22 protein-coding genes, 2 tRNA genes and 2 pseudogenes are annotated in these 22,352 nt (G+C 49.2%); 18 read left to right on the forward strand and 8 right to left on the reverse strand.

Going from position 1 to position 22,352, the window contains the following annotated elements; translation table 11 throughout:
* Positions 1–33 precede the first annotated feature (33 nt).
* Both AC0L73_RS06280 and AC0L73_RS06285 read left to right on the forward strand, forming a co-directional pair.
* On the forward strand, positions 34–660 hold the full coding sequence (locus AC0L73_RS06280) for a YbhB/YbcL family Raf kinase inhibitor-like protein (protein ID WP_415776512.1): 627 nt from the start codon (positions 34–36) through the stop codon (positions 658–660).
* Between the two features lie 100 nt (positions 661–760).
* Positions 761–1,981, forward strand: a complete 1,221-nt coding sequence (locus AC0L73_RS06285; protein ID WP_227949209.1) for an adenylate/guanylate cyclase domain-containing protein — start codon at positions 761–763, stop codon at positions 1,979–1,981.
* Between the two features lie 15 nt (positions 1,982–1,996).
* On the opposite strand, the gene AC0L73_RS06290 is transcribed toward AC0L73_RS06285, so the two are convergent.
* The 6 genes from AC0L73_RS06290 to AC0L73_RS06315 all read right to left on the reverse strand — a co-directional run bounded on the left by AC0L73_RS06290 (position 1,997) and on the right by AC0L73_RS06315 (position 5,657).
* Positions 1,997–2,650, reverse strand: a complete 654-nt coding sequence (locus tag AC0L73_RS06290; protein WP_227949206.1) for a glutathione S-transferase family protein — start codon at positions 2,648–2,650, stop codon at positions 1,997–1,999.
* Between the two features lie 51 nt (positions 2,651–2,701).
* A complete protein-coding gene (locus tag AC0L73_RS06295; protein WP_473655141.1) occupies positions 2,702–3,334 on the reverse strand; it encodes a LysE family translocator in 633 nt (210 codons plus the stop codon).
* 1 nt (position 3,335) lies between these two features.
* The gene (locus AC0L73_RS06300; protein ID WP_473655142.1) at positions 3,336–3,527 is read right to left on the reverse strand and encodes a DUF1737 domain-containing protein; all 192 of its coding nucleotides are present in this window, start codon (positions 3,525–3,527) and stop codon (positions 3,336–3,338) included.
* Between the two features lie 23 nt (positions 3,528–3,550).
* Entirely contained in the window at positions 3,551–4,093 is a 543-nt protein-coding gene (locus AC0L73_RS06305) for a hypothetical protein (RefSeq protein WP_473655143.1), read from the reverse strand.
* Between the two features lie 107 nt (positions 4,094–4,200).
* The gene (locus tag AC0L73_RS06310) at positions 4,201–5,367 is read right to left on the reverse strand and encodes an acyltransferase family protein (RefSeq protein ID WP_473655144.1); all 1,167 of its coding nucleotides are present in this window, start codon (positions 5,365–5,367) and stop codon (positions 4,201–4,203) included.
* Between the two features lie 215 nt (positions 5,368–5,582).
* Positions 5,583–5,657: transfer RNA gene (locus AC0L73_RS06315), tRNA-Thr, on the reverse strand.
* 227 nt (positions 5,658–5,884) lie between these two features.
* Here AC0L73_RS06315 and AC0L73_RS06320 point away from each other — a divergent pair.
* From AC0L73_RS06320 to AC0L73_RS06385, 14 genes and pseudogenes are all read left to right on the forward strand, one after another.
* A complete protein-coding gene (locus tag AC0L73_RS06320; RefSeq protein WP_473655145.1) occupies positions 5,885–7,780 on the forward strand; it encodes a PhoX family protein in 1,896 nt (631 codons plus the stop codon).
* A 116-nt stretch (positions 7,781–7,896) separates the two neighbouring features.
* Positions 7,897–8,070: a hypothetical protein gene (locus AC0L73_RS06325; protein WP_473655146.1), complete on the forward strand. Its 174-nt coding sequence runs from the start codon at positions 7,897–7,899 to the stop codon at positions 8,068–8,070.
* An 86-nt stretch (positions 8,071–8,156) separates the two neighbouring features.
* Entirely contained in the window at positions 8,157–8,711 is a 555-nt protein-coding gene (gene dcd / locus AC0L73_RS06330; RefSeq protein WP_227949192.1) for a dCTP deaminase, read from the forward strand.
* 188 nt (positions 8,712–8,899) lie between these two features.
* Positions 8,900–10,192 carry a UDP-N-acetylglucosamine 1-carboxyvinyltransferase gene (murA, locus tag AC0L73_RS06335; RefSeq protein ID WP_473655147.1) on the forward strand — a complete coding sequence of 431 codons (1,293 nt, stop codon included), beginning with the start codon at positions 8,900–8,902 and terminating at the stop codon, positions 10,190–10,192.
* A gap of 26 nt (positions 10,193–10,218) precedes the next feature.
* Positions 10,219–10,677 (forward strand): DUF2948 family protein, encoded by a 459-nt coding sequence (locus AC0L73_RS06340; protein ID WP_473655148.1) that lies wholly within the window; start codon positions 10,219–10,221, stop codon positions 10,675–10,677.
* Between the two features lie 89 nt (positions 10,678–10,766).
* Positions 10,767–11,370 (forward strand): annotated as a pseudogene (hisG, locus tag AC0L73_RS06345) (ATP phosphoribosyltransferase).
* Positions 11,360–12,652, forward strand: coding sequence for a histidinol dehydrogenase (gene hisD / locus AC0L73_RS06350; protein WP_473655149.1), 1,293 nt, complete (start codon positions 11,360–11,362; stop codon positions 12,650–12,652). Before hisG ends, hisD begins: the two are co-directional and overlap by 11 nt.
* 28 nt (positions 12,653–12,680) lie before the next feature.
* Positions 12,681–13,160 (forward strand): UPF0262 family protein, encoded by a 480-nt coding sequence (locus AC0L73_RS06355; RefSeq protein ID WP_227949187.1) that lies wholly within the window; start codon positions 12,681–12,683, stop codon positions 13,158–13,160.
* Positions 13,161–13,218: 58 nt separating this feature from the next.
* Positions 13,219–13,680 (forward strand): arsenate reductase ArsC, encoded by a 462-nt coding sequence (locus AC0L73_RS06360; RefSeq protein ID WP_227949185.1) that lies wholly within the window; start codon positions 13,219–13,221, stop codon positions 13,678–13,680.
* A gap of 143 nt (positions 13,681–13,823) precedes the next feature.
* Positions 13,824–14,042, forward strand: a complete 219-nt coding sequence (infA, locus tag AC0L73_RS06365; RefSeq protein WP_161315948.1) for a translation initiation factor IF-1 — start codon at positions 13,824–13,826, stop codon at positions 14,040–14,042.
* 48 nt (positions 14,043–14,090) lie between these two features.
* The gene (locus AC0L73_RS06370) at positions 14,091–14,726 is read left to right on the forward strand and encodes a Maf family protein (RefSeq protein WP_473655420.1); all 636 of its coding nucleotides are present in this window, start codon (positions 14,091–14,093) and stop codon (positions 14,724–14,726) included.
* Positions 14,726–16,132 carry an Rne/Rng family ribonuclease gene (locus AC0L73_RS06375; protein WP_473655150.1) on the forward strand — a complete coding sequence of 469 codons (1,407 nt, stop codon included), beginning with the start codon at positions 14,726–14,728 and terminating at the stop codon, positions 16,130–16,132. Before AC0L73_RS06370 ends, AC0L73_RS06375 begins: the two co-directional genes overlap by 1 nt.
* A gap of 5 nt (positions 16,133–16,137) precedes the next feature.
* Positions 16,138–16,317: a DNA gyrase inhibitor YacG gene (locus AC0L73_RS06380; RefSeq protein ID WP_473655151.1), complete on the forward strand. Its 180-nt coding sequence runs from the start codon at positions 16,138–16,140 to the stop codon at positions 16,315–16,317.
* 154 nt (positions 16,318–16,471) lie between these two features.
* Positions 16,472–16,547, forward strand: a tRNA-Phe gene (locus AC0L73_RS06385).
* Between the two features lie 63 nt (positions 16,548–16,610).
* Here the strand turns inward: AC0L73_RS06385 and AC0L73_RS06390 are convergent.
* Both AC0L73_RS06390 and AC0L73_RS06395 read right to left on the reverse strand, forming a co-directional pair.
* Entirely contained in the window at positions 16,611–17,699 is a 1,089-nt protein-coding gene (locus AC0L73_RS06390; protein ID WP_473655152.1) for a saccharopine dehydrogenase family protein, read from the reverse strand.
* Positions 17,684–18,709 (reverse strand): DUF4166 domain-containing protein, encoded by a 1,026-nt coding sequence (locus AC0L73_RS06395; RefSeq protein WP_473655153.1) that lies wholly within the window; start codon positions 18,707–18,709, stop codon positions 17,684–17,686. Before AC0L73_RS06395 ends, AC0L73_RS06390 begins: the two co-directional genes overlap by 16 nt.
* Before the next feature lie 18 nt (positions 18,710–18,727).
* On the opposite strand from AC0L73_RS06395, the gene AC0L73_RS06400 reads away from it, so the two are divergent.
* Positions 18,728–19,195 carry a DUF2269 family protein gene (locus AC0L73_RS06400; protein ID WP_227949172.1) on the forward strand — a complete coding sequence of 156 codons (468 nt, stop codon included), beginning with the start codon at positions 18,728–18,730 and terminating at the stop codon, positions 19,193–19,195.
* 326 nt (positions 19,196–19,521) lie between these two features.
* A pseudogene (locus AC0L73_RS06405) lies at positions 19,522–22,262 on the forward strand (DUF2339 domain-containing protein).
* The last annotated feature ends 90 nt before the right edge of the window (positions 22,263–22,352 follow it).

Here is a 22,352-nt window from a genome sequence, read left to right on the forward strand (position 1 = left end):
CAGAATGAGGGATGACATACCATGACGGCAGCATTGAAGGTGAAAATCGACGGTTGGGAAAATGGCGGGACAATCCCGGGTAAATTCGCCTTCGGTGTTCCTGCCGATGAAGGTCATGTCGCCCTTAGTGATAACAAAAGCCCTGCAATTAGCTGGTCTGACGCACCAGAAGGAACAAAATCCTTCGCCATTATCTGTCATGATCCCGATGTTCCCTCCTCAGGAGAAGATGTCAACCAGGAAGGAAAGACAGTTCCAGCCGATTTGCCGCGTGTTGATTTCTATCACTGGGTTCAGGTTGATATTCCTATCGAGTACGCAAGCCTCGCCGAGGGAGAGGTCAGCGATGGCATTACGCCCAAGGGTAAGGCACCGAGCAAGCGCGCCTACGGCATCACCGGCATTAATAACTATACCGACTGGTTTGCGGGCGATCCCGATATGGCCGGTGATTATGGTGGATATGATGGTCCCTGCCCTCCCTGGAATGACAGCATCCTTCATCATTATCATTTTACTGTATATGCTCTGGATATAGAGAGCCTTGGGCTTTCAGGCAATTTCGGAGGGCCGGAGGCACTCTCTGCGATGGAAGGACATATCCTTGCGAGTGGTTCATACGTCGGGACATATAGCCTCAACCCGGAGGTTGCGACGTAGCGCATAATATTTCTGGAGATAACACCCAAGCAAGTGCATTCCCTTGTATTTCCGGCGGCATTTCCTATTTAGATCAAAACAGGTAGAGGTTTTCGCCGCCGTGAACATACGATCCGTAACTGATATTGCCTCTGATACTCCCAGCTTCGATCTGGCTGTGCGTCAAATTGAAAAGTGGCTTGTCCAGCGCATGCTTGACAATATTGACTTTACGGAAACTCTCTCTGAACTCAGCCGGAAAATAGATCAAACCTTGTTTCCACTCCTGCGCACGCATGTCACGATGCGACAAATGCATCCCTTTATTGATCATACTGATTACACTTGGCATAGGGCCGGCGAATTACACACCAATTCTCGCCCGCGCGCACTGGCTGTGGAGCCAAATTGGGCACAAAGCCCTCTCTTTTACATGCTGGACAATATTGTAACTGAATATCGTTGCGACCTGCGCGATGATGAAGTTGTTCAAAGATATTCAATTTTTTCAGAGTTCAAGGAGGGTGGTGGAACTGATTATCTCGCGATCCTGGCACCCTTTGGGGATCAGGAAACAGCCCTCAAAACACAGGATGGCGTCATCTCATCATGGCTTACGGACCACCCGAGCGGATTTTCCGACAGGGAAATTCAAGCCCTGAAACATCTGATCAATCTATTCCATGCCACCGCGCGCATTTTTAAGCGGGAGCAAACTTTGCAGGATGTGCTGGGCGCCTATCTCGGCCCCGCCGCGGCACGGCAGGTGATGGAAGGTAAAAATCAGCGCGGCGACGGCGACGTTATTCAAGCGGTTATCTGGATTTGCGACCTGCGCGGATCCAGCGCACTTGCCGACCAGATGGAAATGCCTGCCTATCTAACACTGCTGAACCAGTTTTTCGAGACCATGTCTGAGGCCGTGATGGAAGAAGGGGGAGAAGTGCTCAAATTCATGGGTGACGGTTTCCTCGCAATTTTCCCAAACTCGGATAATGCCGGAATATCGGATGCCGCGCAAAAGGCGGTAAATGCCGCGCGCAAAGGAACGGAGGCACTGGCCCATCATTCCTCCGATGCGTCAAAATTGAAGTTTGGCATTGGCATTCATCATGGCGATGTCATGTTCGGCAATATCGGGGCAAGAGAACGTCTCGATTTTTCTATCATTGGGCCCGCGGTCAACATGGCCAGCCGACTGCAGGACTTGACCAAGACACTCGACGCAAGCCTTTTGGTGTCCTCTGCAATCGCGGAACATCTCCAAATCGACTTGCGGTGTTTCCCTAAACAAACTGTCCCCGGCCTCAAAGACCAGATAGACGTATATACACCAGCCTAAGGATGCTGTTTCTGCCTAGTAGTCCGTAATCGTCCATTCTTCCTTCTCAGCCGCCACACGCCATTCCACAAATTCCGGCAACGCCCAAAGGGTGCCGAAATACTCCTGACAAACGTCATCAAGGGGTACAGAATGGCTGTACAGACGGACAAGAACCGGTGCGAAAAAGACATCGGCAATCGAAATTTCACCGAACAGATAAGGTCCTCTTCCTGAGTATTTCGTCCGGCATTCACGCCAGATCTCACATATGCGGGCAATATCCGCCTCAACATCCTCCGGCAAAGCTCCATAAGGGAGCTTTTTCGATAGATCCATCGGAACATGTTCGCGAAGCGCTTGAAAGCTGGAATGCATTTCCGCGACCACTGATCTCGCATGTGCTCGGATAAATGTGTCTTCCGGCCAGAGATGAGCGTCCGGATATTGTTCTGCGAGGAACTCACAGATCGCGAGTGTATCCCAGACGGCCGCATCTCCTATTTTAAGCGAAGGCACTTTTGGCGGCGCCGCAGGGTTCACCTCTTTCAATTTTTCATGGCAGCCGGGTCGATACAGAGGCACCAACACTTCCTCAAACTCCATGCCTGAGAGTTTAGCCGCGAGCCATCCCCGCAAACTCCAGGATGAGTATCTCTTATTTCCGATAACCAGCACATTCTCAGCCATTTTTATTCTCTCACAATTTCGAACAAAACCACCGTTAAGGATCAAAAATATTTATGCGCGCTCCGTCAGAGCAAGACGAATGGCCAGTCCGATAAAGATAGCACCAGAAATCCTTGAAACCCATTTAGCAGTCCCCGGCCGTTGTAGCAAAAGCCGCCCCGCACCGCCGGAAAAGAGACCGACGCCGCCATTACAAAGTAAACCAGTCAGATTAAACAGAATCCCCAAAATCAATATTTGCAACGCAATGGACCCCGCATCGATGGAAACAAACTGCGGTAAAAAAGCTATAAAGAAGAGAGCTACCTTTGGATTAAAAATATTGGTAAGCATTCCGCGGCGAAAGACAACGAACATATCAGCCGACTTTACATGCGGGCGGCTAAGATCCCCAACGCGCGTCGAAAAGCTACGGATACCAATCCACAGGAGATAACCTGCACCGGCAAATCGAAGAATATCGAACGCAAGTTCGGATGTTTTAAAAATCGCGGTAACGCCAATAATTGCCAACAGGATATGAACAAGAGAGCCCGCAGAAATACCGAGCGCCGCAACGACGCCGGCACGCGGCCCCTGCTTAAGACCGCTCGCCGTTGTAAATAACATGTCCGGCCCCGGTGTCAGATTAAGCGCCAGTGCCGAGAGAATAAAAAGGCCCAGCGCACCCGTCTCGATCAACATCTCACGCGTCCCTCACAACATCTGGCCTGACGACGGCCTGAGCGACCAGCATACGGTTTGTATTGGGATCAAACGTTGCCGAGGGAGAACCATAAAGCACATAGCCTTCCGCAAGAGCCTTGCTTACCCTCACGCAGAAATCATGCGTATCTTCGCCTGTCAACAATCGATAATCAGGTTTTTCATCGGCCATGCGTCACCCAAATAAAAATGTAATTAGCTGCTCTTTCTCCGGCTCCGAATAAGAAGCAGAACGCCCAAAGCAAAACAAATACCCCCTGCGATCAGATAAGGAACTCTCAAAGGCTCGGCATTGCGGCGAAGGGAAATTTTCTGACTGATGATTTTTGCCTTGTCCGGCGTAATCCGCCAATCCAGCAAATAGTCACCCGGCGCGGATATTGAGAAAGTTTCAATAACCTGCTCCGATGTTTTCGTTGCATATTCCGGGGTATTGTCGTCGCGCTTATCCCGCTGCTGTCCTTTAGTGTCGAAGACATTAAGCCCGGCCGGCCCAACCATCAAAACGGAATATTCAAACGCAGGTGTACTGCTGCTTAAGAGCTCAATCTCGTATTTTACGGATAAAAGAGCCCGCATGGGGTTCTGCGAGGGGTCAAGAGAAATGAGGTCCGTGCTTCCAGCCTCCCCCGCCAATTCAAAGCGCGCGATCTCTTCCCCACTGGTTGAATAGTCATATCCAACCCAGCCAACCATGCCCAGTCCAATAAGGAGAAGCAAGACAAATAATTTGCGCACGCGATTTGTGGTCTTTCGTCGAAAGAGATAATTTCACTCAATCTACTTAAACCATCGGGGGGAGAGCAAGCAAATACCTACGCCGCCACATATACTAGTTATTTGTTCTAGCGCGAATTCGAATAGGTATGGCCATATGCGCCTTCCGCGCTTACTTCTTTGGTTTCTATCGGCATCTTCATCTTTCTTCTGTTAAAAGGCATTTCCAGATACCGATAGCTCAAATAAGCTAGGAAAATGGTGACGCAGGTACCGAACACAAGCAAGATAGTGCTCAGCATCGGATCAACGACCAAAACTGTATCCTCCATCGCCGCATTATACTCTTCTTTATAGCCAAAAAAGACGATCAGTACGCGGCTAATGGCATGCCAAACAATCGCATGAATCATATATATTCCATAACTAATGGTACCCAAAAACACCAGCTTCGGAGAACATAAAAACTTTTTTAATATGGAGGATTCTGACCAAAGTAGTGAAATAAAAATAAATGAATATGCGAAAGGCGTGACGAGGCTCGATAAATAATGGCTGAAATACCAAGCGGCAAACAAGAGCGCGAAGCTAAAATACACAAAAACCGAAGCAACTCTGACCCGAAAGTTGTCATAAATATAATAGAGCAACACCCCCAGAAAGAATGAATACATACATCTAAACGACGCTGTTTTGGTTTCTGGGTAATCGCTATCTGTTACCTGAAGTATCCATGCAGAAAATATCACGAGAATGATACTGGTGAGAACTCGGGATTTCTTCGTTGAAAAGATCGAGAAAACCAGTGCAAAGGTCGCGTAGGTAAAAAACTCCACGGAGACGGACCAACTTGGATAGTTATAGGTCAGATCCTTTTCAAAAATACCATGCGCCAAGAAGACGTTGTTAAAAAATGCGGAGAAACTAAAATTTGCGAAAGCATGTTCGCCACCCAAATTTCCACTAATGATCTCTTTTGCAAATTCCATCAAAGGAAAGCCAAGGGCAAAGCACAAAAATGTGACAATGTGCAAAGGATACATCCGCAAGAATCTATTAAACTGAAACGCGGCAGCGGATGCGGCACCACCAATCCTATCCGCATAGCTATATGCAATAACAAAGCCGCTCAGTTGAAAGAATAAATCAACGAGCATCGTACTATTTGAAGTGAAGTTACTGTTTGCCAGAAGAAAGGACGAGCTTCCTATGTAACCGCCATGAATGACGACTACGACAATAGCGAATAAACCCCTCAATGGTTCCAGATATAAAAATCTCTCTTTTGACGCCATTCTCTAAAACACACCATCAACTCGCTAGAACTACAAATCAGGGGTCACAAGAACAGAGAAAGTGCTGAAAAACGGGCGATTCATAAACAATACAGAAAGTATTATCTTATTCTCAGGTTCTGACCCTCCGATTATGCGCAAGAGAAACTATATGTTCGTCGCGTTAACAAGAGGTTACGCAAGCAGTATCATATATATTGCAATTTCAGGAAGAATGGTGCCGCCGGGTGGATTTGAACCACCGGCCTCTCCCTTACCAAGGGAGTGCTCTACCCCTGAGCTACGGCGGCAATATAGGTGAGAACGCGGCGGAATATATAGGGATTTCCTGCCATGTCAAAGAGTTTCAGCCGCAGGAATAAAAAAGCCCTTCAAAAGTAGGACGCAACGTCGGTCCTGACAATTTGCCACCTTCATGCTTCTGACACAAAACTGAAATCAGCCATCTGTAAGTTACCCTCGTTTGTATTCCCAGCCGCCGAATGCAAAATGAAATTTAACTTTTCAGGAGCCAGAAATGTCCGCACCAATTCCCGATGAAATATCTTTCGATGAGTTTGATGATATCCGCGCACAAAAAAATGAATCCTCAGATTTTGAGAAAATTTCCCAAACTGTGCTTTCTCGCCGCAGCTTCCTGGGCAAAGGTGTTGCCTTCGGTGCCACGGCTTTCGTCATGGGCACGACAGCCCTCTCCCCCGCCCCAGCAAGCGCCGCAAGCAGTCGCCTGAAATTTGAACCCGTCGCCGCCAACGAACTTGATACGATTACCGTGCCGAATGAGTTTGACTGGCATATCGTCAGCACCTGGGGTGAGCCGCTCTGGTCTGAAGGTGTCCCCTTCGATCAGGAAACTCGCGGAACTGCCGCTAGTCAAGAGCTTTCGGTCGGCGACAATAACGATGGTATGGCGCTGTTTCAGGACGGAGATAAAAATATTCTTGTTTCCAACAACGAATATGTTAACCGCTCAATTATCTACGGCAATCGTGAAAGCAAAAAGCCGGAGACAGCAGATGACGTCAACAAGGGCATGGCAGGTCACGGTATGACTGTCACCCAAATTGCTCTTAAGGACGGGAAATGGGGCATTGTTGTTGACAGCCCTTACAATCGCCGCGTCACAGCCAATACGCCAATCGAAATTTCGGGCCCCGCCCGTGGCCACGCCATGATGAAAACAGCGGCAGATCCTGAAGGTGTACTCGCACTTGGCACATGGAATAACTGCGGTAACGGCCGGACACCATGGGGCACATATCTCACATGTGAGGAAAACTTCAATGGTTACTTCTCCTCCAGTGATGGAAACTACAAGCCTACACCCGAAATGAAACGCTATGGTATTGGAAATAAGGACTGGGGCTATGCTTGGGCCACTGTCGACGACCGCTTTGACATCAGCAAGAATCCAAACGAACCAAACCGTTTTGGCTATATTGTCGAGTTCGATCCACTTAACCCGAAATCGACTCTCAAAAAGCGCACCGCCCTTGGCCGTTTCAAACATGAAAATGCAGAACTAGTTGTTGCCGACAATGGTCAGGTCGTCGTTTACCTCGGCGATGATGAGCGCGGTGAATTTCTGTATAAGTTTGTCACCGCTGGAAAATTCACCGAGGGAGGCGACAACAGCAACCTCCTCGACGACGGGACGCTTTTTGTTGCCAAGTTCAGCGATGACATGAGCGGTAAGTGGCTGCCTTTGACACCCGAGACAACAGGTATGAGCCATGCGGAGATTAGCATTCTGACACGCCAGGCCGCCTCGAAGGTTGGCGCCACGACCATGGACCGTCCGGAATGGGTTGCTGTTAATCCAAACAAAGTCGAAGCCTATGTCGCGCTGACCAACAACAAGAACCGCGGGAAGAAGCCAAATGCTGGCGGCGATGAAACCCCTGTCGATGGCCCGAACCCCCGTGCTGGAAACCACTATGGCCAAATCGTTCGCTGGAGACCGGCCAACGCAGACCATGCTTCTGATAGTTTTGAGTGGGACCTCTTTGTGGTTGCTGGCAACCCAACGGTTCATTGCGACGCCTATGGCGGTTCAAAGAACATAAATGCAGAGAATATGTTCAACTCCCCAGATGGCTTGGCGTTCGACGCCAGCGGGCTTCTCTGGATCCAGACCGACGGTAATTATTCCAATGAGAAAGACTTCGCCGGAATGGGCAACAACCAGATGCTTCTGGCCGACCCGGAAACCGGTGAGATCAAGCGCTTCTTGGTAGGTCCGAAAGAGTGTGAGATCACGGGCTTTGCCTGGAGCGCGGATCGGAAAACAGTCTTCATTGCGGTTCAGCATCCGGGAGAAAAAGGCAACAGCCATTATCCGGATGGCGGGATGACAGTTCCGCGCTCAACTGTAATTGGCATCTCCCGCAAGGATGGCAACTCAATAAGCTAAAATCAAAAAACATTACCTACAACAAACTGGGGAGCCTCATGGCTCCCTTTTTTTGTTTATTTGCAACAATGAAAAATACGGTTTATTGAGATGGCATTGAATTGGCAGGCAATCAAATGACCGATCAGAAACCGGATAGCAAAAGCTCCAAGGAGCAATTAAAGGCGGCGAAAGCCCTGCGCCTCGCGGAAGAATTACGGAATAATCTACGTAAACGCAAGAATCTGCAGCGCAATCGCGGAGAAGCAGCACCGGATGCGATAAAGAACCGGGACCGGCTGACCGATTAACCAATCAAGCATTTAATCTTGGCCCGACATGCCACAATCTGTAGTATGCCGATCAAATTATGCTGTTTGAGCGGAGAAATCTAAGTATGTCCATTCTGTCTGATAAATGGATAAGGTCACAAGCCTTGGAAACAGGGATGATTGAACCTTTTGTGGAGAGCCAGAAACGTGAGGGTACCATTTCCTATGGCCTATCCTCTTATGGCTATGACGCGCGGGTTTCTGACGAATTCAAGATATTCACCAATATCGATTCGGCGACCGTTGACCCGAAAAACTTCTCCAGCAGCAGTTTTGTGGACAGGAAGACTGACGTTTGCGTTATACCGCCAAATTCTTTCGTCCTCGCCCGCACGGTCGAATATTTCCGAATTCCGCGTGACGTTCTGGTAATTTGCCTCGGCAAGTCGACATATGCCCGCTGCGGGATTATCGTCAATGTCACACCGCTCGAACCCGAATGGGAAGGTCATGTCACTCTCGAATTTTCGAATACGACTCCGCTTCCGGCCAAAATTTACGCAAATGAAGGGGCATGCCAGTTCCTTTTTCTAAAAGGAAACGAACCATGCGAAGTTTCCTATAAGGATCGCGCCGGTAAATATATGGGGCAAGAAGGTGTCACACTTCCCAAACTATAGTATCGCGCAGGCTGCGTTCGATTGAGACTTTCGAGCATCAAATAATGACAGAACCAATAGGCAGCAAATTCTTTTCTATTTTTATAGATCTACATAAAAACTGCTATTTTGACGACATTTTATGGCCAAATCGCTGCATATGAAAACTGATCCGCGATAGCGGGCAAAATATTAAAGAGAAAATCAATATGGACAGTATTCGCATCAGAGGCGGCAAGCCGCTTCAGGGTAAAATTGAAATCAGTGGGGCAAAAAACGCGGCGCTGCCGCTAATGGTCGCCAGTCTGTTAACAGAAGATACTCTTACCCTTTCCAACCTGCCTCATGTTGCCGATATCTCGACACTGATCACATTGCTTTGTCAGCATGGCGCAACCGCCGCCATGAACGGACAAAGTGCCAATGGCGGCGGCAGTGACGGGCGATCCCTCTCAATCAATGCGAAAACGATCACCAGCACGGAAGCGCCCTATGATATCGTCCGCAAAATGCGCGCAGGAGCGCTGGTCATGGGACCATTGCTCGCCCGTATCGGCAAGGCGCGGGTCTCTTTGCCAGGAGGGTGTGCTATCGGCACGCGTCCGATGAACCTGCATATCAGCGGGCTGGAACAAATGGGTGCAAAAATTACCATTACCGGCGGGTATATGGAAGCCGAGGCGCCCAATGGATTGAAGGGTGCAGAAATTCGTTTCGAGACGGTCTCAGTCGGCGCAACCGAGAATTTGCTAATGGCTGCGTCTCTTGCAAAGGGAACAACTATCCTGGAGAATGCAGCGAAAGAACCAGAGATCACCGATCTTGTCCGTCTTCTTACCCAAATGGGTGCGAATATTGAGGGTGAAGGCACGGATAGACTGGTCATTTGCGGTGTCGATAAACTTCATGGCACGAATTACCGCGTGATGCCGGACAGAATCGAAACCGGCACATATGCAATCGCGGCAATGATTACTGGCGGAAAAATTGAACTCACCAATACTCAGGCCGAGCTCATCCGGTCCGTGCTGGATGCCCTGATCGAAGCCGGAGCCAAAATCGAAGAAACAGAGAATGGCTTTATCATTGCCCGTGAAGGCGGAACCGTTCGCGGTGTCGATATCATGACCCTACCTTACCCCGGCTATCCGACAGATATGCAGGCGCAGTTTATGGCGTTGATGACTGTCGCAGGTGGGGCAGCTATGATTACCGAAACGATTTTCGAAAATCGTTTCATGCATGTGCCCGAGCTTGCGCGCCTCGGTGCCAATATAACAGTACACGGCCATTCGGCGCTTGTTCGGGGCGTTGATCATCTTGTGGGCGCGCCGGTTATGGCCACTGATCTACGTGCTTCGGTCTCTTTGGTGCTTGCGGGCTTGGCAGCGGAGGGAGAAACCGTTATCAACCGTGTATACCATCTGGATCGCGGGTATGAGCGGTTGGAAGAAAAACTCGCAGCCTGCGGTGCGGACATAGAACGAATTCAGTTGAGTTGACCAAAAACCGGCAACAGGATGATGACATGCCTAATCCCCTGAAACTTATTGCGGCTGAAATTGAGGATATGGAAATCCTCTCCGCGGCCCTTGAAGGGATGATCACAAGTCCAGGTGAAATGAGCTACCTCAAATCCGTGCGGGCCTTTACAGTCATGGGCTCCCGCTTCAAATGGGAGGATACTGCCAAGGGTCCGGAACCCACGAATAGCTGGTTTCGCATACGGTCAGGATTGTATTTTGGTGATGTGATGGGTGTCAAATCCACTGGAATTTCACAAACAAACCCGACAGAGGCGCTTGAATTGCTTAGCCTTTCGACACATCTCGGAGAAGACGGGCAAGCAGACATATCGCTTAATTTTGCGGGCGGCGGCACTCTTTGCCTGACCATGGAATGCATAAATGTAACGCTGACCGACACGGGCGAGCCTTGGGAAACCAAATTGAAACCCGGGCACGACGAGGCGTCTTCGGCAGATTGAAATAAACTGAAAGAGAATGGAGCATTTCCGTGCCATCGAGTGAAGAGTTGGTCATTGCCCTGCCAAAGGGCCGGATACTGAAAGAGGTTATGCCGTTGATCCGCGCCGCCGGGATTGAACCCGAGGCAGCATTCGACGATCCGGCAAGCCGGTTACTGCAGTTCCGAACGAACCATCCAAATATTTCAATCATACGGGTCCGGTCATTCGATGTGGCGACGTTTGTCGCCTTTGGGGCGGCGCAGCTTGGTGTCGCCGGTAACGATGTATTGTTGGAATTCGACTACCCGGAAATTTATGCACCGGTCGATCTTGATATAGGTCACTGTCATATTGCCATAGCCCAACCAAAGGAACTTGAAGAAGATCGTGACCCCAGCCGTTGGAGCCACATACGTATCGCTACGAAGTATCCGAACCTGACCCACAAATTCTTCGCCGAGGCCGGCATTCAGGCTGAATGCATCAAGCTATCCGGCGCAATGGAACTCGCGCCTTGGCCTTGGGCTTTGCCGGCGCATCGTCGATCTTGTCTCGACGGGTGCAACTTTAGAGGCGAACGGCCTTGTTGAAGTTGAGAAAATTCTCGATATAACTTCCCGACTGGTCGTAAATCGCGCCGCCCTTAAGACTCGATCCGTTGAATTAAACGGCTGGATAGAAAAGTTTCGTGAGGTCGTCAATGCCACTTAGATTGAGTTCAAAAGATGAGGGCTTTGCGAAAGACTTTACGGACCTGCTCAATCAAAAGCGCGATGAAGACAGGAATGTTGATGCGGTTGCGGCCGATATTCTCAAAGATGTCCGCACACGTGGTGACGTGGCACTTCTTGACTATACCCGGAAGTTTGATCGGTTGGACCTCAGCGAAGCCGCAAAACTTCGGGTGACAAACGCTGAAATAAAGAATGCTGTTTCCGCATGTGACCAGAAAACACTGGAGGCGCTTAAAACCGCCGCTATTCGTATTGAGGATTACCACCGGCGACAACTGCCCGCAGATCAGATGTATCAGGATGCCGATGGGGTCTCTCTTGGCTATCGCTGGACGGCGATTGAAAATGTCGGCCTCTACGTGCCGGGCGGCCGGGCAACTTATCCCTCCTCCGTGCTGATGAACGCGATTCCGGCCAAAGTCGCCGGGGCATCGCGCCTTGTGATGGTCGTCCCGATGCCAGATGGTGTTATCAATCCAATGGTCTTGGCGGCTGCAGACCTTTGCAATGTAGATGAAATTTATCGAATTGGCGGCGCACAGGCCATCGGGGCGCTTGCCTACGGCACCGAAACAATCGCGCCGGTCGACAAAATCGTTGGGCCGGGAAATGCCTATGTCGCCAGCGCAAAGAAGCAGGTTTTCGGAACTGTCGGCATTGATATGATCGCGGGGCCTTCAGAAATTCTGGTGGTAGCAGATAACCTGAATGATCCGGCGTGGATTGCTGCGGATCTTTTAAGTCAGGCGGAGCATGACCCGGTTGCCCAAAGTATCCTGATAACTGATGACCCAGCCTTTGGGTTAGCCGTTGAACGTGCCATTGAAAGCCTTCTCGCCAGTCTGGACCGCGCCGAGATTGCGCGGGCGAGTTGGCAGAATTATGGTGCGATCATTACGGTACAAGACCTCACCGAAGCACCAGCTCTTGTAGATCAAATCGCGCCGGAACATCTGGAGTTATGCGTCGAGGACCCAGACGGCCTTGCCGCGCAAATACGTCACGCCGGTGCCATTTTTCTGGGTCGTTATAGCCCCGAGGCCATTGGTGACTATGTTGCCGGACCGAACCATGTGCTACCAACGTCTCGCACCGCGCGATTTTCATCGGGCCTTTCAACCCTCGATTTTGTTAAGAGAACCTCTCTTATGAAACTCGATGCAGCCAGCCTTCATAAAATTGGGCCCGCAGCCGTTGCATTAGCGAAATCTGAGGGACTGGGAGCGCACGCCCTTTCTGTCTCAATCCGATTGAACTAGTATAGCTGTGTAAAGGAGTCACAAAGACATGTCCGACACACAGCATATCGCGAAAATCGCACTCGATGAAAAGACCGTTGTCCGCCGCAACGCGGACATCGAACATGAGCGTAAAGTGGCTATCTTCGACATCCTCGATCAAAACAGCTTTATCGTAAATGGGTTCGAGAATGATGGGCCCTATTCGCTCCATCTCAGCATTGAGGACAACCGGCTAATCATTGACGTACGCTCTGAGGACGATGCGAATGAGCTCGTTCGTATTCCTTTGCCCGTGATATCCTTCCGCCGCATCATTAAAGACTATTTCCATGTGTGCGAAAGTTATTTCGACGCGATCAAGTCGGCATCACCCTCCAAGATCGAGGCGATCGACATGGGACGGCGCGGACTTCACAATGAAGGATCAGAGCTTTTAAAAGAGCGGTTAAAGGACAGAGCAGAAACTGACTTCGATACGGCGCGGCGCCTTTTCACCCTTATGTGTATCCTCCACATAAGGGGTTAGAAATGAAATCTATAAGAGTCATTCTTTTTTACGCCACCGTTGTGGGCCAAAAAATTACATGAGTGCGCCCCCCTTCAGCGATAATTTACCGGGTAGCGTTCTTTTTGCCTGTACCCACAATAGTATTCGGTCCGTAATGGCGGAAAATATTATGAAGAGCCTCTATGGCCATACTGTCTATGTGGATAGTGCCGGGGTTCGGGCAAAGACTGTCGACGGTTTCGCGATTGAGGTTCTGGATGAAATCGGCCTGGATGCCACCAACCATGTCGCAAAGGATTTCGATGATCTGGAAGACAGTTCGTTCGACATTATCATTTCTCTCTCACAGGAGGCCCATAAAAGGGCGGAAGAAATAACCCGCGCTACTGCATGCGAAACAGAGTTCTGGAACATAATTGATCCGTCGCTTACCGAGGGAAACCGGGAAATGCGATTAAATGCCTATCGTCACACTCGGGACGACTTATATGAGAAAATAAAGGCAAGGTTTAGAACAGGACCGGCCCCCCGGGTTTAAGAAGTTTACACGAATTCTGTTGCGCTTTAGTCCGAACTTACTTGTTTTTTCTGCTTTTTACATATCATTTTCAAGGAAGTGCTTGCTTTTTAGCTATTGTGCCCCTTATTTTGCAGCAACCGAAATTACTGGAATAGGATTTTATGGCGAAAGAAGAACTATTGGAGTTTGAAGGAACTGTTACGGAATTGTTGCCCAACGCAATGTTCCGCGTCGTTCTTGAAAATGACCACGAAGTATTGGCCCACACTGCGGGCAAAATGCGCAAGCATCGCATTCGTGTATTGGCAGGTGACAAGGTCACCGTCGAAATGACACCTTATGACCTGACCAAAGGCCGCATTACCTTCCGTTACAAGTAAGGTAATGTTTTCATGGGTGATCGAACAGACCTCCCCCAGGCTACCGAGATGGTAGCAGAGCGAGGCAACAAAATTGATCCGCCCTTGCTACCCACTCGCCCATTTTTGATCCTGGCCTCCGCATCGCCGCGCCGTCTTGCGTTGCTTGAGCAGATTGGGGTTAAGCCAGACTCTATAGATCCGGCAGACATCGATGAATCCGCAATCAAGCAGGAGCGTCCTCGCGATCTTGCGCTGCGTCTTGCCCAAGAAAAAGCGGAAGCTGTTGCAGACCGGCATAAAAATGCTTTTCTTCTCTCTGCCGACACGGTAGTTGCCGTTGGCCGCAGGGCTTTGGGTAAAGCTGAAACAGAGGATGAGGCACGCAGCTATCTCTCCCTTTTGTCCGGACGGCGGCATCAAGTCCATACCGGCGTCGCCATGATAACGCCCGATGGGAAACGGATCACTCGCGTTGTTTCCACTGCAGTTATCTTCAAGGTACTGGATAAACTTGAAATCAACGCCTATATCGCATCTGGCGAATGGCATGGTAAAGCAGGTGGGTATGCCATTCAGGGGTGCGCCGCCGCCGTTATCCGGCAAATTCAGGGTTCCTACAGCAACGTAGTTGGGCTCCCCCTCTTTGAAGTGGCGAATATCCTGCAAGGGAACGGATTTCCGATTTGGGCAGGTCGCGATTGATGCGGGAGACCCTGCTGATCGATGACGGCCCCTTCGAAACGCGCGCGGCGGTGCTGAAAGACAATCAACTGCTGGAACTCCAAATTGAGAGAGCGAGCAATCTCTCGCGCGTCGGTGATTTCTTCAATGGACGCGTCGCGAAGATCCTGCCCGATATGGACATAGCCTTTATTGATCTCGGGCCTGAAGGAGATGGATTCCTGCAATTTGGCGATATCTCGACCAACGCAAAAACAATAAATACAGCAGTTCACGAGGGCGAAAAACTACTCGTTCAGGTGATTAAGGATGCAAAGGGCGAGAAAGGACTTCAACTCGGATGCCGTTTTGCCCTGCATGGCGCGAACCTCATCTTGCGACCGATCGGCAATGGCGTTGTGCTATCGAAAAGCATTAACGCTTCTGAAGAACGCAGTCGCCTCAAAGCATTGCTTGAAGGTCACACACATGAGTACGGCCTTACGGTTCGGACTGCTGCCCAATATGCCACTGATGAAACACTCCTCAAAGAACTAGAAGCCCTCTCTCAGGAGTGGACTGATATTCAAGTGGCGTGGAAAGCTGCAACAAAGCCATCCGCCCTCGGACAGAGAAAAACGCCTCTCGCCAGTGTCCTGAAGAATCTTCTCACCGCGAATATGGATGTTATTGTCAGCAACATCGCGGCCCTCACCGCGACGAAAAACTATATTGCACAATACATGCCTGGCATTCCGCAGCAGATCACACTCTGGGACCAGCAAACATCCCTTTTCGAAGAGTGGGGCGTCGAGGCGGAGCTGGAGATCGCCCTTCAGAAATCTGTGCCGCTCACTTCGGGCGGAAATATAACGATTGAGCGCACGGAAGCCGCCATCGTTATCGATGTCAATTCAGCAGGGCATACTCAGGCGGCCGGTTCCCGATCTGCTGCACTTTCAACGAACCTCGAAGCAGCGCGTGAAATCTGCCGCCAGATACGGCTTCGTAATCTTAGTGGTATTATTATCATCGATTTTATTCAGATGAATGGCAAAGGTGAAGTGGAGGAACTCACCCAATCATTGCAGGTTGCGCTGAACCGGGATTCCCGCCCAACCCGCCTGATCGGCATGACGGAATTAGGCCTGATGCAGATGACCCGCAAACGCGGCCGCCTCTCCTTACATGAAGTATTATGCTACCCATGCAAAACCTGCGATGGCGGTGGATATGACAAAAACGAAATCACGGTCCTCAGTGAGATTTTTCGCGCCCTGCAAAGCGAAACCCGCTTCTCCCGTCAAGCCCGACTCACGATTGAGGCCGGAGAGAAACTTGCATCTCAGTTGCGACGTCATCAAACTCTTCTGGAAAAGGAACTTGCGAGACCAATCATGATATCTGAAAATGCCCAGCTTTCCGATTTCGGCTACACAATAGGCTAATGACAATGGAAGACGTAAAAACACCTGTTAAGCCGTGCCCGCAATGCGGCAAACCAGGCGCACAAAAATACCGCCCTTTTTGCTCCGCTCGCTGCAAACAGGTAGATCTGGGAAAATGGTTTAACGAGGCCTATGTAATCCCGGGAGAAGAAACCATACCAGCCAACGATGAGGACGGCGAATAAAAGCATATTTCCATATGCTTAACCTATGGAAATATAGCGAATGGGCCGTGTCGCGACTTTTCTATAATTTTAGTTCAAGACCTCTGGACAGCCTCAATTATTTCTTTTATAAACCTGCTTCCTCGCCCATATGGCGGTGCGCGTAACGCAATGTGCCCAGGTAGCTCAGTTGGTAGAGCAGCGGACTGAAAATCCGCGTGTCGGTGGTTCGAATCCGCCCCTGGGCACCATTTTTCCGAAGCCTCACGAAACGCTCCCGCGGTCAAGCCTTAGGCCATTAGTCAGCGAATGTGCTATGCTCGATAGGTACTGACTTCAAAGGCAGAAAGCTCTTCGAGATACTCTGATAGCGAGACGAGGCCAACGCAGGGCATGGCGCCCACAGCCGGGAATTCCCTTTTCGCAATTTTCTTGGCGAGAACTATCGTGGGTATCGTTGGTATCTGTGGGCCATCTCCATTCTTTGCAATAATGAACCAATCAAGACGATGCGGTTGCCCCGCGGTGTCATACCCCTCCATAAGTATATGCATGCCACCATCTGCAGTGCCAAAGTGATTTAACCAATTACTAATCCGCAAAAGCGGTCCAGATAATTTTGGCAAGTCAATTGGAACGCCCAATCTAACTAACCAGGACATCACCCACAGCCCCAGATGCAACGGCGCCAGCTCCAATCCCGCAGAAAATTGAATTCTATCAATGCCATATGCCTTTGGCAGTAAATCAAGATCTGGAATGTCACAATTGGCCATCCATCTTTTGCCAATTACAGGATATTTTTGGCGATATAAATTTTGCCAGCCAAAAATATTTGGTTCGATGCCTGCAAACTGTCGTAATGGCTTTCCGACATAGCTTAAAATCCCCTGAGTTGTCGCCAATCCTCTTTCCGCCTTTTGTCCGGGGCTAATTCCGAATTTTAGTGACGTAATCTGTAAGAATTCATGACCATATTCTTCTAGGACTGCTGATGAGAGCCCGGGCACCGTACTTGCGCCGCTAATCACAGGAATGCCCGCATCAATCGCATTTTGATTCAACTCAGTTATTCCGCATACGAAATCCCTGGCATCTGCCAGATCAATATACGGGATTGCTTCCTCAATACATGTTTTGGCAATCGAGTAGTCAGCCGACTGAAACGGGCCACAAGTGTTTATGACGGAAGAAGGCTTCAATTTTGCCATGTGAAGTTTTAAGTCTTGGTCTACATCAAAAATCGCCACGCCGTGGCCCTGCCCTGGCAAGGTGTTTAGAAGAAGATTAGCCTTCCCTTCATTCCTTCCAGCGATGATTACAGGGACGCCTGCCGCCGCGAGCGACCTGGAAATTCGCTTCCCAAAGTTACCGTAACCACCAAGAATTAATATGGGTCGCATTTCATATCCGTTATTGTGAAGGAGCCTTCGTAGCCGAACATCTTTCCAAACAGAGGGTGCATCGTGTGGGTCCACATTGAGAATTCTGTATCGGACACAGGAGACTCTTCCGCGTAACCTTTACCTAAAATCAAGGAGAATGGCATCGGGATATTCATGCCTAAAAAGCGCCACACATAGCCCAGATGAGATAAGATCACTCTGTTTTTCCGCCATTCGCATCTAAATCGCCAGCCAAAACCAAAGCGCATAAGCTCTATGACATCTCCATTTGGCTGAGGCCTCATCTTAGATCTGAAATGAACAGGCTTGCGTCCTTCAAAACTAAATACCCTATCAAATTCCAAGGTATTATCGTGGTGCGCGGCTTTAAAGGTCACTCGAACAGGAACGTTTTCACCTGAAAAGGGAACCAGTAAACCGGTCAGTCGAGCAAAAAAACCCAATAAAGGATGCACATACACATTCAAATGCCCGTCAACAATCACCCGATCCTCCGAATAAGATCTCGCCGCATAATGAGCCTTAATGACAGGTGGTAGATTTGGCCAAGTATCACCGAATACCTCTTTGAAAACAGGATATGCGTCTTTCGCATCTTCAAGGTTTTGCAGGCGCGGAATTCTGAGGATTCTCAAAAGCGTATTTCTGGCCAGTTTCATTATCGGATACATGAACCTCGCAATTGCCGGTGATTTAAACAGCAATGAATTCATACGGTTGTACCAACCGTTTCTACTTCCCAAAAGCGCCATCATTTGGAGTGCATTTTGGCCGTGATAATTCCTATCGCCGTATCTAAGGACCATACCTTCATCAAGGTCTAGATTTTGGTCCACTATCTCCAGATAAAGAGGGTGATCTGTTTCTTCGCGTGCATTGACCAGAAATAACGGACCGACGGCTTCCCGAATGCGTAGTGACTGTGCTGCCAGATTGCAGATCGGGCAATCCCCATCATAGACGAACCACACGCCTTTTGATAAATCAATATTCATTGTATCACTCATTGCCTGTATATCTAAGCCATGGACTATCTTTTCTTCAAATGGTTTCACATTGTTTCAGCAACAATATTGTTTGGAACGGGCTTTGGAAGTGCGTTTTTTCTTTTCGTTGCCGTAAAAAGTAAAAATACTCACGGCATTGCCTTCGCAACTTTTTGGGTCGTGGTTGCGGATTGGATATTCACGACACCGGCTTTCATCGTGCAGGTGATCTCAGGATGGTTTTTGATCCGAGAGCTTGGATTAGAGTTTGATGAGCCATGGTTGGTGGTTTCGTTCACACTCATTGCAATTGCCGGTGCATGCTGGCTCCCCGTTCTTTGGATACAATATCAACTGCGGAATATGGCGATAGAAGCACAAAGCAGAAGCGCCCTTCTTCCCCAAGTTTTTGATAAGTTGTTTCATTGGTGGGTAGGTCTTGGGATTATCGCCTTTACATTGTTTTTAGCCATATTTTACTTGATGATTGCAAAGCCAGATATGTAGAACGCACTATCTTTCTATTGGTGGTTCGAATTCGCCGCTCTTCATCACTTTGCCAAAGATCCATTCCAGACACATGGGCTATGTTTTACACTGAAGGCGCTTTCGAATGCAGTTCTGCTATTCGAACCCTTGATCGCATGTCGAAGAAGGTGCGCCCAAAAATATTGGCAAGAACAGGAAATCTAATTTTCCTGACAAGTGAGGATAAACGCCAACATACCAAGCGGGAAGTTAATAACCCAATTTTTGACTTTTGCTGTTGCCACAGTAGTATTTGTCAGCGATAAAACCAGTTATAGTGTTGTGCCGGGAAACGGAGATGAAGCATGAATGACATCGGATCTATAATCGCTGCCGGTGCCATTCCGATTTTTATTGTTGGGAGCTTAATCTGGCTACTCTTCAAAGTAAAAAAACAACAAAGAAAATTACAAAGCATAGAAGCCAGCATCCGAAGCCTAGAAACGCGCTTTGAAAAGCTTCAGTTCCAAGAAACAACTTCTAAAACTGCTTCTGAGACAGTTGGCGACGCAGAACTCGCGGCAGAAGAAGAACCGGTCGTCATACAAACAGAAACGGATCTGGGTCAATCAGTTGCCTCGACGGTTCTGGACTCAGAAACCAAGGGCCGTGATGAAGCGGCCCTGCATGAGGCGACAGTAACACTCTCGTCGTCACCCTGGGAATGGATTCTTGGCGTCAACTGGCTCGTCTGGATTGGAGGGATTGCTCTCGCATTCGGCGGCGTTTTTATCGTGAAATTCTCTATCGACAATAATATGCTCGGTCCATGGAGTCGGGTCATAATTGGAATATCCCTTGGGTCGGTAATGTTGGCCGTTGGGGAATGGTTTCGTCGACAACCTGAGTATCTTAATCACTTGTCCAGTTGGCAATATTTGCCACTTGCCGTCTCTGGCGCTGGGCTCATGACAATATATGGCGCAGTGTATTCGGGTTTCTCCTTTTATGAACTATATCCGCCACTAGTCGCTGTTATTTTATTGGCGCTCACTGCCTCTGGCGGCCTCGCATATTCCCTATTGCTAGGTCCTATCATGGCAGCCGTAGGGCTGATAGGTGCCTATGCCGTACCTTTATTGATTTCAACTGCCGATCCTTCAACCGAGCTGCTTTTTTCTATCTCTTCGCCGTACTCGTCGGCAGCCTTGCAATTCTGCGTTTTCGCTCATGGTACTGGCTCGGCATCTCAAATCTTGGCGCGAGTATTCTCTGGGTTGGGCTCTGGTATATTCATGGCGGTAATAATGTAGCTGACGCGCTGGTGGTAGAGATTTATCTTACTGGCCTGGTCTTAGTTTATATTTTTCTTCTTACGACCCGAAACGTTGAGACTCCGAACATCGTTCCTGTCCTCCCGCGACTGTCGGAAATTCTGGATTGGAAATCACCCCTGTTCCAGATCTATATTTCATTTCTCTATGCGGCCATTGCAGGTCTTTTCATTGCCTCAGCCTTTGATCATGCAACACTTGCCATCCTCTTGCTCCTCGTTCTTTCTCCGCTTGCTGTGTTTGTTGCGATGCGAGGACAGGCCTATGAAGGTCTCCCTGTCATTGCCCATGCCGCTGCACTGCTACTGTTGTTGAGTTGGCCAGGGGCTTTGCTTGCCTTCAACTCCGGTCCAAATTATTCGCCTGTTCTCAAAGACGCTTCAGAAATCCTCCGGTTTCTCACGATTGCCATAACGATTGGACTTTTTTACACAGCCTTTGGGTATCGTCGTATTGCGAAAGGATATTTCGCGGCGACTGGTGCAGCCCATGCTGTTGCCGGACCAATATTGATATTCTGCATCAGTTATTGGCACTTCAACGGTTTGGGTACCGCTCCCGAGTGGGCCTTAATTGCAATTGCATTATCGGGAACCTACGCAGCTGCAGCGCGTTTCGTCGGGGATAAATTGAACAAGACGCTGGATGACGCGGTCCTTGCTGTGTTCGCAATTGGCTCAACCGCTGCATTGGCACTGGCATTGGCCGTCGCCTTGGAGAACGAATGGTTAAGCGTCGCCTTAGCCCTGCAAGTGGCCGCAACTGCTTGGATTTATCTGAAAATTCCAATCCCCGCATTTCGTCCATTCAGTGCGATCCTAACCGCCGTTGTTATAATACGGCTTGAACTGGACGGTGAAGTGCTGCGTTTGTTTCTTAGTCCTACCGCAGCGGCAGATGAATTTCTCTATGGATTTACCATCGCCATTGCAGCATTTGGGTTCGCATGGACATGGTTTCGAAAAGATAAAACTGACTATTTGATACTTCTGCTTGAAAGCGGGTTGGTCCTCTTATGGACCACGCTGATTGCGCTTGGCATCCGAAAAATGGCAGGAGTGGGCTTACTTCTGACGACTGGAGGGGAAACTTACTCAAGTGCCGGGATGTCGCTGGCTGAGATTTCGCTTCAAATTGCCAGCTTGTTCGCGAATGCATCGGGGCTTTACTGGCTAAACAAGCGAAATCCTACAGTTGTGCGTGAGTGGGGCTGGAAGATCCTTGGCATACTCGGCCTCATTCAGTTGGTATTTGGTGCCCTTGGCCTTCTAAACCCGCTTCTTTCCGCGAAAGGGAATGTCGGTACCTGGTATATTATGGATTGGCTCTTTGTCGCCTATGCTTTTCCTGCCGCCACATTCATCTTGTTTAAGGCAATTGCGAAAACAGAACATGCTGCGCTTGCTCGCATCCTAACAATTTTCGCTGGATTTTTGACCTTCTTTTACATCAATACTGAAATACGACATTTCTTCGTCGGTAGTGACATTCGGTTAAGCCCTATGAGTAATCCAGAATTTTATACTTACTCGCTTGCCTGGCTCATCATTGCCAGCGGTCTAATGTTTGTTGGTATTTGGCGTGATAGTCAATTGCTACGCCAGAGTGCATTATTGCTATTGCTGGCGGCAGTTGGAAAGGTATTCGTTTTTGACATGTCCGCTCTCGACGGATTGCTACGCGCCATATCTTTTCTTGGATTGGGCGCGTGCCTTATCGGTATTGGCTTTCTGTATCAACGATACGGTAAAAATGAAAGTACCGCGGAATGATTTAGGCCTATTGCAATGTCACAAATGTTTTTGTTGGGGAGTAAAAGTGTTTGAGCTCGGCTGATGCGGAATTTCCGGTCATCCTAAGAA

Source organism: Sneathiella sp. D3-11 (assembly GCF_055809395.1).

What these genes read in the sequence shown, in the direction of transcription:
- AC0L73_RS06295 (WP_473655141.1), bottom strand. Translation starts at nt 3,334, where the DNA reads ATGTTGATCGAGACGGGTGCGCTGGGCCTTTTTATTCTCTCGGCACTG.
- AC0L73_RS06290 (WP_227949206.1), bottom strand. Translation starts at nt 2,650, where the DNA reads ATGGCTGAGAATGTGCTGGTTATCGGAAATAAGAGATACTCATCCTGG.
- infA (WP_161315948.1), top strand. Translation starts at nt 13,824, where the DNA reads ATGGCGAAAGAAGAACTATTGGAGTTTGAAGGAACTGTTACGGAATTG.
- AC0L73_RS06400 (WP_227949172.1), top strand. Translation starts at nt 18,728, where the DNA reads ATGGACTATCTTTTCTTCAAATGGTTTCACATTGTTTCAGCAACAATA.
- AC0L73_RS06300 (WP_473655142.1), bottom strand. Translation starts at nt 3,527, where the DNA reads ATGGCCGATGAAAAACCTGATTATCGATTGTTGACAGGCGAAGATACG.
- AC0L73_RS06390 (WP_473655152.1), bottom strand. Translation starts at nt 17,699, where the DNA reads ATGCGACCCATATTAATTCTTGGTGGTTACGGTAACTTTGGGAAGCGA.
- AC0L73_RS06340 (WP_473655148.1), top strand. Translation starts at nt 10,219, where the DNA reads ATGCCTAATCCCCTGAAACTTATTGCGGCTGAAATTGAGGATATGGAA.
- hisD (WP_473655149.1), top strand. Translation starts at nt 11,360, where the DNA reads ATGCCACTTAGATTGAGTTCAAAAGATGAGGGCTTTGCGAAAGACTTT.
- AC0L73_RS06310 (WP_473655144.1), bottom strand. Translation starts at nt 5,367, where the DNA reads ATGGCGTCAAAAGAGAGATTTTTATATCTGGAACCATTGAGGGGTTTA.
- AC0L73_RS06395 (WP_473655153.1), bottom strand. Translation starts at nt 18,709, where the DNA reads ATGAGTGATACAATGAATATTGATTTATCAAAAGGCGTGTGGTTCGTC.
- AC0L73_RS06355 (WP_227949187.1), top strand. Translation starts at nt 12,681, where the DNA reads ATGTCCGACACACAGCATATCGCGAAAATCGCACTCGATGAAAAGACC.
- AC0L73_RS06375 (WP_473655150.1), top strand. Translation starts at nt 14,726, where the DNA reads ATGCGGGAGACCCTGCTGATCGATGACGGCCCCTTCGAAACGCGCGCG.
- AC0L73_RS06325 (WP_473655146.1), top strand. Translation starts at nt 7,897, where the DNA reads ATGACCGATCAGAAACCGGATAGCAAAAGCTCCAAGGAGCAATTAAAG.
- AC0L73_RS06360 (WP_227949185.1), top strand. Translation starts at nt 13,219, where the DNA reads ATGAGTGCGCCCCCCTTCAGCGATAATTTACCGGGTAGCGTTCTTTTT.
- AC0L73_RS06370 (WP_473655420.1), top strand. Translation starts at nt 14,091, where the DNA reads ATGGTAGCAGAGCGAGGCAACAAAATTGATCCGCCCTTGCTACCCACT.
- dcd (WP_227949192.1), top strand. Translation starts at nt 8,157, where the DNA reads ATGTCCATTCTGTCTGATAAATGGATAAGGTCACAAGCCTTGGAAACA.
- AC0L73_RS06380 (WP_473655151.1), top strand. Translation starts at nt 16,138, where the DNA reads ATGGAAGACGTAAAAACACCTGTTAAGCCGTGCCCGCAATGCGGCAAA.
- murA (WP_473655147.1), top strand. Translation starts at nt 8,900, where the DNA reads ATGGACAGTATTCGCATCAGAGGCGGCAAGCCGCTTCAGGGTAAAATT.
- AC0L73_RS06320 (WP_473655145.1), top strand. Translation starts at nt 5,885, where the DNA reads ATGTCCGCACCAATTCCCGATGAAATATCTTTCGATGAGTTTGATGAT.